This is a genomic window from Cellulophaga sp. RHA19, from assembly GCF_002813425.1.
GTDB lineage: Bacteria > Bacteroidota > Bacteroidia > Flavobacteriales > Flavobacteriaceae > Cellulophaga.
Window position 1 is genome coordinate 1,968,105 of sequence record NZ_PHUL01000001.1, and the last position, 13,766, is coordinate 1,981,870.

Annotated in this window: 8 protein-coding genes; 1 reads left to right on the forward strand and 7 read right to left on the reverse strand. The window is 33.0% G+C overall.

The genetic code is table 11. The features are described 5' to 3' along the window. The first annotated feature begins 10 nt into the window (after positions 1-10). Positions 11-1,315: a glycoside hydrolase family 117 protein gene (locus AX016_RS08640; protein WP_100895222.1), complete on the forward strand. Its 1,305-nt coding sequence runs from the start codon at positions 11-13 to the stop codon at positions 1,313-1,315. Between the two features lie 79 nt (positions 1,316-1,394). Here AX016_RS08640 and AX016_RS08645 read toward each other — a convergent pair whose 3' ends face one another. The 7 genes from AX016_RS08645 to AX016_RS08675 all read right to left on the reverse strand — a co-directional run bounded on the left by AX016_RS08645 (position 1,395) and on the right by AX016_RS08675 (position 13,764). After that, positions 1,395-3,038: a sulfatase-like hydrolase/transferase gene (locus tag AX016_RS08645; RefSeq protein WP_100895223.1), complete on the reverse strand. Its 1,644-nt coding sequence runs from the start codon at positions 3,036-3,038 to the stop codon at positions 1,395-1,397. A gap of 1 nt (position 3,039) precedes the next feature. Then, complete coding sequence (locus AX016_RS08650; RefSeq protein WP_100895224.1) at positions 3,040-4,863, reverse strand: arylsulfatase; 1,824 nt, start codon at positions 4,861-4,863, stop codon at positions 3,040-3,042. A gap of 3 nt (positions 4,864-4,866) precedes the next feature. Next, the gene (locus tag AX016_RS08655; protein WP_100896833.1) at positions 4,867-6,684 is read right to left on the reverse strand and encodes a beta-agarase; all 1,818 of its coding nucleotides are present in this window, start codon (positions 6,682-6,684) and stop codon (positions 4,867-4,869) included. A 4-nt stretch (positions 6,685-6,688) separates the two neighbouring features. Further along, entirely contained in the window at positions 6,689-7,651 is a 963-nt protein-coding gene (locus AX016_RS08660; protein WP_100895225.1) for a hypothetical protein, read from the reverse strand. A 37-nt stretch (positions 7,652-7,688) separates the two neighbouring features. After that, positions 7,689-10,562, reverse strand: a complete 2,874-nt coding sequence (locus AX016_RS08665) for a glycoside hydrolase family 2 protein (protein ID WP_100895226.1) — start codon at positions 10,560-10,562, stop codon at positions 7,689-7,691. 199 nt (positions 10,563-10,761) lie between these two features. Next, entirely contained in the window at positions 10,762-12,357 is a 1,596-nt protein-coding gene (locus AX016_RS08670) for a sulfatase family protein (RefSeq protein ID WP_100895227.1), read from the reverse strand. 24 nt (positions 12,358-12,381) lie between these two features. Further along, positions 12,382-13,764, reverse strand: coding sequence for a sulfatase-like hydrolase/transferase (locus tag AX016_RS08675; protein WP_100895228.1), 1,383 nt, complete (start codon positions 13,762-13,764; stop codon positions 12,382-12,384). Between the last annotated feature and the right edge of the window lie 2 nt (positions 13,765-13,766).

Genomic DNA, 13,766 nt, shown 5'->3' on the forward strand with positions numbered 1-13,766 from the left:
CAATTAAAAGATGAATGGTACTTTATTAAAACAAATAGTAAAAACTAGTTTGTTTGTTTTTATGTTAGCTGCTTGCCAGTCACAAAAAAGCGAAATAAAAGAAGAAGCTGTAGCAGAAATAAATGCAGAAGAAAATAGTTTAGGGTTTCCGTGGGATATTCCAAAAACAAAACCTAATAGGCCTTTAAGTAAAGCAATGGAACGTCTTTATGATAATTACTTAACTCCTAGACCACAAGATAATGAGTTGTTCTCTAGTTTTAAATACACCAAACTAAAAGGCTTAGATTATAATGAAGGAGATGGAACCATTTCAAGACGTGATCCTTCAAAAATTATAAAAGAAAACGGAAAGTATTATGTGTGGTATACAAAAAGAGAAACTAAAGTACCACCTGTAGGTTTTAAAAATGCAGATAAAGCAACAGATGAAATTCCGTCTACAGATTGGGACTTATGTGATATTTGGTTTGCAACATCTGAAGATGGTTTTACTTGGCAAGAGCAAGGTATTGCTATAAAAAGGCCAAAAAAGCCAGCTGTAGGTTGGCGCTCTGTTGCCACTACCGATATTTTAAAATGGGAAGGTAAATATTATTTATACTATCAATCATTTATGGAGGCTAGTGGTACAAAAGGTGATCATTGTCCTGTAGCGGTATCATACTCAGACTCACCTAATGGTCCTTGGACACCAGCAAACAAGATTATTATTCCTAACGGAGAACCAGGAACTTGGGATCAATTTTCAATTCATGATCCTTATCCACTTGTGTACAATAATAAAATTTATGTGTATTATAAATCAGCTTACGGAAACAGACCAGATTATTTAGTTGGTAACGGTTTAGCAATTGCAGATCATCCGCTAGGACCTTTTACAAAACACTCTCTAAATCCTTTATTTAATTCAGGTCATGAAACAGCATTGTTTCCTTTTAAAGAAGGAATTGCAGCTTTGGTTATTCGTGATGGTAATGAAAACAATACCATTCAATATGCAGTAGATGGTGTTAATTTTGATATTGCTTCGGTAACAAGTTTAATGCCAACTGCCGCAGGATCTTACGTAGCAGATGCCTTTAATAGCAACGGTAATGGTAGAGGTATTACTTGGGGGTTGTCGCATTTTACAAATATGGGTACAGCAAATAAATCATACAGTATTTTAGGTAGGTTTGATTGTGATTTAAGTTTAGATATTAACGATCCAAGTATGAAAAACACGCAACTGTGGCTAGATCCCGAAGTCTATTTCTCTCAAGGTTTAAATAGTAAACAACTGCAAAGAATAAAAGAACAAAATGCTAAGTAAAACACTAAGCAAAATACCTTAATTGTTTATAAGCAGGTAATTAATAAAAAAAGCTTGAGAACCTTCTCAAGCTTTTTTATTAGTGTTTAGCACTTGGGTACATATCATTTGTATACCTATAAACTTCTGTTTTTTTAGAACCTCTAGCTTGGGTTATTTCTATTTTCCATTGGGCTTTAAGGTTTTTTAAAACTGAACTGTATTCAGGGTTGTCAATTAAGTTATGTAATTCTGCTCTATCTGTTTTTAAGTTGTACAATTCTTCATACACAGGTTGTTCTCCTTGTAAAGGGGCCTCTATGTAATTTCTATATACAGCAATACCTGGATCATGCATTTTATACAACATTTCGTTTACAGGAATATTAAACTCTTTAGCATATGCTATTTCTTTAGTTGCAGAAAAATTATTGTTTTTATAATACCTAATGTATTTCCATTCTTTAGTTTGTACAGCTTCACACCTAGGGTTTCCAAAATGAGTAGACCATAAATTTTCTGTGAAAACATATTTTCTAACTTCTGCTTTAGAACCATTAATAAGACTAGTTATATTTTTTCCTTGATAAGTGTTTGGAATAGAAATACCAGCCATTGCAAGCATACTAGGAGCAATGTCTATAGATTGCACCAAAGCATCACTCTTAACCCCTTTTAGCTTTTTTTTTGCTTTTGGGTTGTATACTATTATAGGTACGTGTGTGGTTTGCTCATAACACAATGCTTTTCCTCCAAGCCCTTGTTGCCCACTAAAAAGACCATGATCAGATGTAAAAATGATAATAGTATTCTTGTCTAACTTAAGACTTTTTAATTTTTGTATTAAATTACCAACTAGCCTGTCTATGCCAGTCATTGCCTCCAATTCTCTTATGTAACGTTCTTTAATTGTTGCGGGTGTATCTACATAATTGTAGCCAGTTTGTCTATCTTCTGTATGCAATAGACTAGCAGGTAATTTAGGTGTGGTAATGTCTTTTTTTGCAACATAATTATCGGGTAACGGAATGTTTAAATCTCTATATAAGGTTTTATATATATCGTCATCATTATCTTTTAATTTCATAGAGCGTGTACCTGCTCCGTGTGGTAAATTAAAATTTATAGAAAGCATAAAAGGTTTATCTGCAGGTCTGTTTTCTAAAAAATGTAATGCACCTTTTAATTTACGAGCATTTGGATCTAAAAAATCGTCTACACCTTCATTAATAATTTCTGGTTGCGTAAAAGCTATAGCATCATTAAAAATAGCATGATTGTCCTTAGGGTAAAAACCTAAATGCCCGTGACCAGCATACCAATAGTCAAAACTTTTTTCCATTAATCCACTTTGGTAACCACCTTTACCTATTGGAGCGTGGTTTTTGCCAACCCAACCTGTGTAATATCCGTTTTTACGCATAACAACAGGGTAAGAATTTTGCCAAGCAACATCTGAAACACTTGTGCCAGAGTTAAAATTTACACCATGTTTACGCTCATACTGGCTTAATAAAATAGAAATTCTACTTGGTGTACAAATAGCACTTGTAACGTGTGCATTGGTAAATAATATACCATTATCTGCTAGCTTATCTATGTTTGGAGTTTTTACAATTGTATTTCCAGTACAACCAAGCAAATCATAAGACTGGTCATCTGTAAGTATAAATACAATATTTGGTTTTTCTTGGGCTTTGCTAATTACAGTAAATAGCATTAATAAAAATAGTACTTTTTTCATCTTATAACTTTTTAATATAAACGTAGTAAGCCACGTTCTTTTCTCCTTTATCAGAAATAAAATTAGCATACATCTTAGTTTTTCCTGCTTTTAAATTGATATTGAAGTTTGCTGACAAATCATTCTCTTTTACATCAATTTCAGAAACTATTTGTTTTTCAAACTGTATAGAAGCCTTACTATAATTTAAGTTTTTACCTTCTGGAATATCTTTTTGCAAACCAATAATTTCTTTAGTAGTAATTGGTGGAGTAGTGGTGTTAATAGCCAAGTTAGACTCTTTTGGGTACCTCCTTAATGAAACCTCATAATTACCATCTTCTAAAATATCTACACTCCAATAACCAGCACCAACTTTACCTTGTCTAATTTGTATTTGGTTCCAAGGTTGCATAGTTTCTTTACCATGTATATCATGTGCAGTTAGTGTAATAGGGTTTTCTTTATTAGAACCTATTTTAAAGTAAATTTCTTTATCAAAGTCTTTAGATACTTGTGTCCACCAACTATTGTAAAAGGCTCTCATTTCTTTAACTTTTTTTTGGTTAATAGCTGCAATATCTTTTTTCTGACCAATATCTGTGCTAATATCATAAAGTTCTTTACCATTAATTAAACGCCATTTATTTTGCATTACAGCAGAGCTTTTCCATTTTTTTGGATTTTGAACACGCTGTGAGTCTGTTATTAAAAGTCTATTGTTTAAAGTATCTTTTCCTTTTAGCACAGCAACCAAACTTTGTCCGTCTATATCTAAATGATTTTTTGGCAAGTCTATGTTACACAATTCTGCTAATGTTGGTAAAATATCTATTTGCGCAGTAAGTGTATGTATATCTTTTGCAGTACTTATTTTACCGTCTTTCCAATAAATAAAAAACGGAACTCTGTGTCCGCCATCATAATGGCTGCCTTTTGCACCACGCATACCTGCATTATACCCAGTAACTTTACCTTTTTTATTGTAGTAACCAGCAGATGTGCCATTATCTGTCATAAAAATTAAGATGGTATTATCAGCAATCTTTAATTCTTTAAGTTTATTTCTAAGCTTACCAAAATTGTCATCAATATTAGTAATCATTCCATAAAAACGCTTTTGTGTGTCGGCTAATATGGTATCGTTTAAACCTTTGTAAATGTCGTAATACGCTTTAGGTACATTGTAAGGACCGTGTGGCGCATTTGGTGCTATGTAGCAAAAAAAGGGTTTGTCTTTACTTTTTTCTATAAAATTAATGGCTTCTGTAAAAAACACATCTGTACAATAACCATTGTATTTTTCTGGGTTTCCGTTATGTAAGTATGTGTCGTTAAAATAAGTATTGTTCCAATAATCTGGAGTTTGTTGTACACCGCCGCCGCCGTGCATTACTGTTTCATTAAAACCTTTATCTTCTGGTCTATGTGGGTAGTTGTCACCCAAGTGCCATTTACCAAAACCACCTGTAATGTAGCCAGCTTCTTCAAACATATTACCCAAAGTTTTTTCTTGCTCCCTAAGTAAGGACCAACCGCCTACTGTGTGCCACACACCAGTACTGTTAGCATATCTGCCAGTCATTAAAGAAGCGCGAGTAGGTGCGCAAGTAGGACTAACATGAAAATTGGTTAGGTGATAACTCTCAGAATATAAACTGTCTATATTAGGTGTTTTTATAATAGAATTTCCGTGAGCACCAATATCACCATAGCCTTGATCATCTGTAATTACTAAAATTACATTTGGTTTGGTATTGGTAGCAATTTCTTTTTGTTTGGGTTGGCAACCAATAGTCAGTGAAAATAAAATTCCAGTTAGTAAGAGTTTTGTATAACGCTGCATAAATTAGTTTTTAAATTTTTCTACATTAACAATTACAGAGCTAACATAGCCACCAGAATCAGGAAAAGTTAGCTCTATTATGTTTTTCCCATTCTTTATGTTTTTTATATCTGTAGGTATTGGTATTACACCAAAAAACTGTTCTCTACCAGCTTGGTCATACCCAGCCCAATTGTTTGGCACGGTAATTTTAGTACCATTTACTTTAACAATAGGTTTTTTAGATAAATTATGAGCTCTTCCAAGTCCCATTTTTATAGTTGCTATACCTTTGTTATTTGCCATAACATTATCTACAGTAAATACTAATGGCGTATTGGCTTTTATTTCCTGTAGGCATAATTTAGAATAGTAATTGTTTTCTCTAATAACATTAGAAAATGTATAGTCTGCTAAGTCATAATCTAAAATAATAGTTTCACCAGGTTTTAAAGTTAGTTCTTTTATAGCTTTTTCATTAGTAAAAAAAACGAGTTTTGGAATACCATTTTTGTTGTTATAAGACCTTTTTATAGTTAAGTTGCTTACTAATTTATTACTAGTGTTTAAATAATCTAAGTTAATAGTTTGTGCATTATTAGCTAAATTATTTAATGCTACATAGCCTTTATTTTTATTTGCAAACGCGTGTACTTGTATGTCTGGATTGTTAGATGTTGCGTAAATACGTTTGCCTTGCACACCTTTCCAAAGCTGCCAAAATTTTCTTAGATGTGTGTATTTGTACGCCCCATTTTTTCCTTTACGTAGTATTACCCAAGGATAAGGATGACCATCTGGGTTTCTACTATCTTTATAAAACCACGTTGCTTTACCTGTAATAAATGGTACTGCTTTAAGTAACCTGTCTGGTTTGTCTAATAAAGACATTAATATGTTGTTGTATGATGTTAAACAAATACCATTTAATGCAGCAGAATAAGGTTGCCCTTGTAAACCTTTTGCAGTGTAACCGTATTCAGATATTAGATGAGGTTTTACAACACCCCATTTCTGGTAACCGTAAGACTCAATAAGGTCTAATATTGCTTCAGAATTACTCCCAGACCTATAATTAAAGTCGCCTTCTACATTTCTGCCATCATAAATATGAGTAGCAAAAAACTGCATACTTTCCCCAGCAGTATCCATAAAAACCTTCATTTTAGTATTCCAAATAGCAAAGTTATTTTTGTCATATTCTGGCCAAGCAGCACTATAACCACCAACCATAATATTAGGAATTTCTGCGTGTACTTTATCTGCTACTATTTTATGAAATTTAGACATTTCTAAAATTACTTTAGGAGTCTTATCATAACTATCTACAAAATCTTTTGCGTGTACAAAAGGCTCGTTCATAACCTCATAATATTTAGGCATTACAGGATATGCTTTTTTAATGTATGCAACGTTAAAAGTAGCAGCTTTTTCAAAATTCATTCCTAGTTTATAAGCATCTCTAGGGTGATTTGTAATAATTAAATCTGTTGTTTTTTGTGTAGCAAATAAAGGAGCTTGTTTAAACCTCTGTGCATTTGCAATAGCTAATTTTGTAGCATTATTTACAGATAAATCTCCTTTTTTATATTTAGAAAAAGGTCCTGGCCCAGCAAATGTTCTCCCAAATTTAATACCTAGGTCGTTAAATAAATAATTGGGGTCTTCAGCCAAAGCACCGTCATTGTATGACGCGTGCATTGCAAAGTATTTTTCTCTGTTTAGTTCACTTTTATCTCCAATAAATTTTTGAGTAGTAAAATCTATTTGTACACTATTATTCTGAGAAAAACATAATGAACAAAGTGTAACGCCTATAAGCGTTAAAATGTTATTTTTCATATGTTTAAAATTTTGCAAATTTGTAATATTCGTTTGTGCTAGTAATGGCAAAATAACCACCATTAGGAAGATTTTTTATATTAATAGATTTACTGTTTTTTGACTCTGAAACGGTTTTCCCTTTTAATGTAATTATTTTTATATAATCATAATTAGTAGCTGATGGTAGAATTAAAATATCAGATGTGTTATTTACAGATACCTGTATGCTTTTATCGTTTATCTCTGCAATAGATAAACGGTTGGCAGCTTTGGTAATTTGTACTCCAGAAATTTCTTTAGTTACATATGATTTTGAATCAAAGTCTTCTTTGTCTCCAAAAGAGATTGAATACTTATAATTTTTACCCTCTAAAGCCTGTTCATAATTTATTTGTAACTGCTTTTCTCCTTGCCCTGGCATAACTTTTATACGGTCTGATGATGCTAACCATTTACCACCCTCCCAAATGGCAGCTTGTATAAATATTGGTTCTTTTGTAATGTAACTTACAGGCACATTGTATTTTGAATTACTAGAAATATTAGTAGCCAAAAGTGGAGAAAACGTTACATTGTTAGAAAATGAAACAGCTTGTTTAACCATTTCTATGTTGCTAATAACCTGCCCTGTACGTGTAGTTTTCCAATTGCCATTTACATCTCTTAAACTTAAAACAAGTTTATAGCCTTTGCCTTTAGTTGGTTTTTTATTAGTGGTAATAGTTAACTTTTTTATACCCTGACCTTTTTTTACTTTTACCTTGCTACCAGCATAAAATTTAGATGGTCCACCGCTAAGTTCAACACTTAAATCGCTATCAGTTAAGGCAACATAGCCAATAGTAAACTCATACGTAGTATTAGCTTGTAAAGTAGTATTTGGTTCTTTAATAAAAATTACTTTCTCATTTTGTCCTTGGGCTATTATGCTTGTAAAGCATAGTAGAAACAGCCAAAGAAACTCTTTTTGTAGCATTATTTTCATTTCTTTTAGTTTATTAAGTAGGTGTTAGTACAATACATTATTTTACTTGTTTTATTACAAAACCATTTAGCCACAAATCGCCTGTATTTTGCAAGTTTTTAAAATTGATGGTTATTGTGCTTTTTCCATCGGCAGAAAAGTTAGATGTTATAGATAATGGCTTGCGTTCTCCTGTATTATCATTCTGGTAATAATCTACTATATGATCATCAGATTTTCTTGAAAAAGAACCAGTAGTATCTACAACCTGTACTTCAATTTCATTTGTCATTTTAACGTTGCCTCTTCTAGTGTGGTGAAACGTTTCTATTTCATAATTTCCGGCTTTTAAGTTACTTATGTTAAGACTTAAATTTCCTTTTTCTGAGTATAAACCATCTGTTCCCACAAAGCTTAAATCACCTAACATTGCAGTATCTCCTAACCATTTAATTTTATCTGTAGCACTAACTGCAATAGTTGCGTTAAAATCCTTTAGGTTATAAGTTAAGTTAGCATTGCTGTTACCTGTCCATTCTTCCCAATCAAATTGTACTAATTGTTTATTGCCTCCAATGTCTACTTTGGTTACCGGAAAATCGTAAATAGGAGTAGCATTATTTACAATTTCATTTGTGTTATAGGTTGATGTTGTAATGCTTGTTTTGGCAGATTTTAAGCCCTTAGCTTTAGCTGTAATTGTAATTTTTCCTGGATTATTTTTACCTTTAATATAAATTGATGCCACGCCGTTAAAAGAGCGTGCAGGGTTGGCATCTATTTTACCATTGTCTATTAATTCTCCTGCTCCAGATACAAAAAACTCTACGCGTTGCTTTGTATTAGTAACCACCTCGCCATTTTTATCTAAAATAGATGCGTGTACCAGTCGTATGTCAGATCCGCCAGCATAAAAAGGTTGGTCTGTGATATTTAAATCTAATTTTAAAGTATACGGACTTTCTTCCTTATGCCTAATAAATTCGGTTACTTTTTCTCCGTTTGTATAACCAATAGCTTTTAAGGTTCCGCTTTTCCAATTATATTTAAATGTAAACGAAGGGTGGTTTAGGTTTAGTTTGGTAAGACTATTATCTGGAGTTTGCCTTGCAATAAGTTTCCCATTATGATAAAGAGCTACCTCTTGGCAATTGCTAAAAACTCTAACTTTTCCGTTTTTAGAAGCTGTTTCATCTGCAATATGTACTATTGGTTTTTTCACCAATTCAGATTGATACCAGTAGTAAACCGGTTTAGGTACTCTAAAAGCAGACAATACACCGTAAGTAGTCATAAAATCCCTTTTCCATTGATCATCATCTACATCTGGTTGTAAATGATTATAATCTGCCCCCAACCAAGTTATGGCTGCAAAATTGTTTTTATTTCCTTTATACCTAGAAATATGAAACTGATTTACCTCGGAATCTGGCGTACTACCGTGCTCCATAACCATAGTAAAAGCACTCTCAGGAAATTCTGTTCTACGGTAATCCATAGTTGCGTGTATATCTGTAACACCTTCATTTTTTACTCCGTTCCATGGGCTAGATGCAGATGCTGTTAACCTAAACGGATCTTCTTCTTTAGCAACGGTTTGCATTCTTGGTACTGGACCTCTGTGGTTTATGCCAGCACCCCAAACAATAATAGACGGGTGGTTTCTGTGGTTACGTATCATAGTTCTTGTAGCGTCTTCTAAATTAGAAAACCAAGCCTCATCTCCCCATAAAATCCATGTACTAGGTTCTTCATAAACTAAAATACCCAACTCGTCACAAGCTTGTAAAAAAGCATCATCTTGCGTGTAGTGAGATAGGCGAATAATATTCATACCTGCTTTTTTGTATTGTAGAGCTTCATTGTAATGAAAAGAATTAGGAACAGCATCACCTATATTTGGGTAATTTTGATGACGATTAGCACCAACTAAAAATAATGGCTCACCATTTAGAACAAATCCTTTGCCTTTTTCTAAACTAAATTTTCTGAAACCAAATTTGTTTTCTACAAAATCAACAGCATTATTTTTATCATATATAACAGAGTTAGCCCTGTACAAATAAGGAGAATCTGGAGACCATAAATGGTAATTATCTTCTATAGTTGCAGATTGTCTAAAGGTGTATACAGTATTAGGCGCTATTGTTTTAGCAGAAGTAATTTTTTTTACAACCACGCCATCTTTATTTATAATTTTAGTAACTATTTTGGTGTTTTTGGCAGTAGCATTTTCGTTTTTTACGGTAGTTTTTATAGTAACTGTTCCGTTATGCTTATTTACTGTTGGGGTTGTAATATGCACGCCAGCATTAAAATCTTCCCAGTTGTAGTTAACGTGTAACTTATTTGTTGTTACCAAGTACACATCTCTATATAACCCGCCAAATTTTACATAATCTGTTCTGTGTGGATCAGGAGCAATTACCTGACTAAAACTATTATCTGCCTTAATAGCAATAGTATTTTCTTTTCCTAAGTTTACAAAGTCTGTAATATCAAAATAAAAAGGCACATAACCATTTACAGCATAGTTGCCTACCTTTTTACCATTTACCCAAAGTTCTGTAGCATTATGTATAGCTTCAAACTCTAAAAATATTTTTCCTGTAGCATTGGCATCAATATTAATTTTTCTGCGGTACCAACTTATGTCACGTAAATACTTTTCTTGTATCCAGGTTTCTTTTATGCTATCCATCTCATAAGATACCAATTGTGGTGCATGAGGCACAGAGACATTTTCCCAATTACTATCGTCAAAATTAATAGTAGTAGGAGCGTTTGGTAAATCTCCTAAATGAAATTTCCAGTTAAAATTTAAGTTTGTTTTGGTTCTGTCACCAACAGTAAATCCTTCTGGTAAATTATTACTTTGTGCAAAAGAAATTGCAGTAATAAATAAACTTAAAAGCGCTAATTTTATTTTCATTATAATGAGTTTGATTTATAAGAAATTAAAATTATTTATTCTTAGTCTATTTGGTAATTATATATGTATTGAAAAATAGAACATATGGTTTATTACATATTTTTAAGGTATTACTAGTACAAAAAGGTAAAGTGTTTGTATAAAAAAAGACCTTGAATTATGTTTTCAAGGTCTTATAAATTTTGGTTAAAGTAATAAGTTATTTCAATTCTAATTCTTTTATTTCCTCTGTAGTTTCTCCTCTTAATTGTGTGTATACAGAAATAAGTTCAGATAGCTTTTTGGCGTTTGTTTTTGCCAAGTTGTTTTGCTGCTCTTTGTCTTCTTTTAAATTATAAAGTTGATACTCATTAGCTATACCCAATTCTATGTTTACTTGTGTATTTATAGCTTTACCAGGGTAAGGCGGAATCAGTACCCAGTCGCCACTCCTTAAAGCTGTTTTTTTGCTAGCTTCTAAAATTAGATGTTCTCTTCCGTTTTTAGATGTACCCAATAATACATCTAACATTTGTTTACTGTCTTCTGTTTTAGTTTTATTACCAGTTAGTTTAGCAAACGAACTAAGTAAATCTACTTGGCAAACTAGCGCATTAGATACCCCTGGTGTAATTTTCCCTTTCCAATACGTAATAAAAGGTACACGTGTACCAGCATCAAATAAACTGTATTTTCCGCCTCTTAAGCCACCTGCGGGTGTGTGTTTTCCTAATTTTTCTACAGCATCATCAAAATAGCCATCGTTTAAAACAGGACCATTATCACTTGTAAATACAATTAAAGTATTTTCTAATAACTGTTCTTTTTCTAAAGTTTTTATAAACTCACCAATAATCCAATCTGCTTCTAAAATTACATCACCTCTTGGTCCCATACCAGATGTACCAACAAAACGAGGGTGAGGTGTACGGGGTACGTGTGGTTGTTGCAAAGCATAGTATAAAAAGAAAGGCTCGTTTTTATGTTTAGTAACGTAAGATTTAGCCTCTTTTAAAAAATGATCTGCCATATCTACATCACTCCATTTAGCAGCTTCGCCACCTTTCATAAAACCAATTCTAGGAATACCGTTTACAATACTATTATTATGTCCGTGATGCCATTTCATACTTAACAATTCCGGATTGTCTTTACCTGTTGGCTGGTTGTCATAATTTTTAGAGTAATCTACCTCTATAGGATCTTTTGGATCTAAACCATCTACGTGTCCGTTTTTTATATAAACTGTTGGTACACGGTCTTGCGTAGCCGCCATAATGTAAGAATAGTCAAAACCAACCTCATTTGGGCCAGGAGAAACACGTTCATTCCAATTTACATTACCACTACCAAGACCTAAATGCCATTTACCTACAATGCCAGTAGCGTAGCCTTCTTTTTTTAACATTTTAGGAATAGTAGTTTGCTCTGTGCTAATTATAAGTGGTGCTGTACCAGGCAAAATAGCGGCATCTTTATTACGCCAAGGGTACACACCAGTTAGTAAACCATATCTACTAGGGGTACAAGTTGCAGATGTAGCATAACCATTAGTAAACCTAACGCCTTCGTTGGCAAGTTTATCTATATTTGGAGTATTTATTTCTGTAGCACCATTAGCACTAATATCTCCATAGCCTAAATCGTCCATATAAATAACAACAATATTTGGTTTGGTAGCCTCCATTGCTGTTTCTTTATTGGCAGATTTGTCTGTGTCTTTTTTAGTTTCTTTACAACTGCTTGTAAAAATACTAGCTACAATTGCTAGCGAAAAGTAAATATTTTTTCTTTTGGTTTTAAGTAAATGTATCATTGAATTGGTTTTGTGGCTAAAGTATTACTTTTTTAAGGATTTTTCGCGTGTTTTTTTCCATCTTTTATCCTCTTTAATTACATTTTCTGCATGAGGATCTAACCAACCAGGAGCCTTATTTTTAGCATCCCAATTGGCATAAGACTTTTCTAAATCTAAGCATATCTCTGGATGTTGTTTAGCAATGTCATACCGCTCTAAATTATCTTCTTCAATATTAAAAAGTAGGGTTTTATTTTTATAGGCACTTTTGTATAATTTGTATTTTCCTTTTCTAACAGCATATTCAAAATTACCAGAAGACCTCCAAAATAGTATGTTGTGTGGGTTACCTTTATTTTTATTTAATATGTAAGGCATTAAATCTACACCATCTAATTGTTTTTCTTTTGAAGCACTAGCACCCGAAGCATTTAAAAACGTAGGAAATAAATCTAATGATGAAATAGGTTTAGAATACAGGCTCTTTTCTTTTATTTTACTTGGCCAGGAAATAAAAAATGGCACTTTTATTCCGCCTTCAAACAACATTCCTTTGTGTCCTCTGTTTGGGCTGTTGTCTGCATGCTCTATTCTTCCTCCATTATCACTTAAAAAAACTAATATAGTGTTGTCTTTTATACCATTAGCAACTAGTGTAGAGTCTATTTTGCCAACATTTTCATCAACGGCATTAACCATAGCTGCATACACACTTCTGCCAGCATACTCTATATGTTTAGTTTTCTCTAAATACTTTTTTGTAGCGTGGTCTGGTGCGTGTGGTGCATTGTAAGCCAAGTAAATAAAAAAGGGTTTCTTATCTTTTTTATTAATAAAATTAATGGCTTCATTGGTAAAATCGTCTGTTAAATAACCAAGTTCCTCTTTGGGGACTGGTTTTCTGTTACGATATATGGTCTTAATCTTACTTTGTGCTGTTCCCCAGTAGTTCATAGCTCCGCCAGGAAAGCCAAACCAATGGTCAAATCCTTGTGCAGGAGGGTACAAATCTGGGTGATCTCCTAAATGCCATTTACCAATTGCACTTGTTCTATAACCTTGTTCTTTTAAAGCTTCAGATATTAGTTTTTCTGATAAGGGTGTACCAACTGTAACATCATTTTCTCCGTTATAAGGCATATTACAATCGTGCCCAAAACGCGCCTGATATCTACCCGTAAGTAAACCCGCTCTAGACGGACTACAATATGGATGCGAAACATATCCATTAGAAAATACAACACCTTCTGATGCTAGCCTGTCTAAGTTTGGTGTTGGAATATCTGTTGCACCATTAAACCCCACATCTGCCCAACCTTGATCATCTGTTAGTATAACAATAATATTGGGTTGCTTTTGTGCTGTTACTATTTGTATAAAAAGCAGAAAATAAACAAAGAGTATTATATTTTTTAAATAGCTCATAT

What these genes read in the sequence shown, in the direction of transcription:
- AX016_RS08670 (WP_100895227.1), bottom strand. Translation starts at nt 12,357, where the DNA reads ATGATACATTTACTTAAAACCAAAAGAAAAAATATTTACTTTTCGCTA.
- AX016_RS08650 (WP_100895224.1), bottom strand. Translation starts at nt 4,863, where the DNA reads ATGCAGCGTTATACAAAACTCTTACTAACTGGAATTTTATTTTCACTG.
- AX016_RS08645 (WP_100895223.1), bottom strand. Translation starts at nt 3,038, where the DNA reads ATGAAAAAAGTACTATTTTTATTAATGCTATTTACTGTAATTAGCAAA.
- AX016_RS08655 (WP_100896833.1), bottom strand. Translation starts at nt 6,684, where the DNA reads ATGAAAAATAACATTTTAACGCTTATAGGCGTTACACTTTGTTCATTA.
- AX016_RS08665 (WP_100895226.1), bottom strand. Translation starts at nt 10,562, where the DNA reads ATGAAAATAAAATTAGCGCTTTTAAGTTTATTTATTACTGCAATTTCT.
- AX016_RS08660 (WP_100895225.1), bottom strand. Translation starts at nt 7,651, where the DNA reads ATGAAAATAATGCTACAAAAAGAGTTTCTTTGGCTGTTTCTACTATGC.
- AX016_RS08640 (WP_100895222.1), top strand. Translation starts at nt 11, where the DNA reads ATGAATGGTACTTTATTAAAACAAATAGTAAAAACTAGTTTGTTTGTT.
- AX016_RS08675 (WP_100895228.1), bottom strand. Translation starts at nt 13,764, where the DNA reads ATGAGCTATTTAAAAAATATAATACTCTTTGTTTATTTTCTGCTTTTT.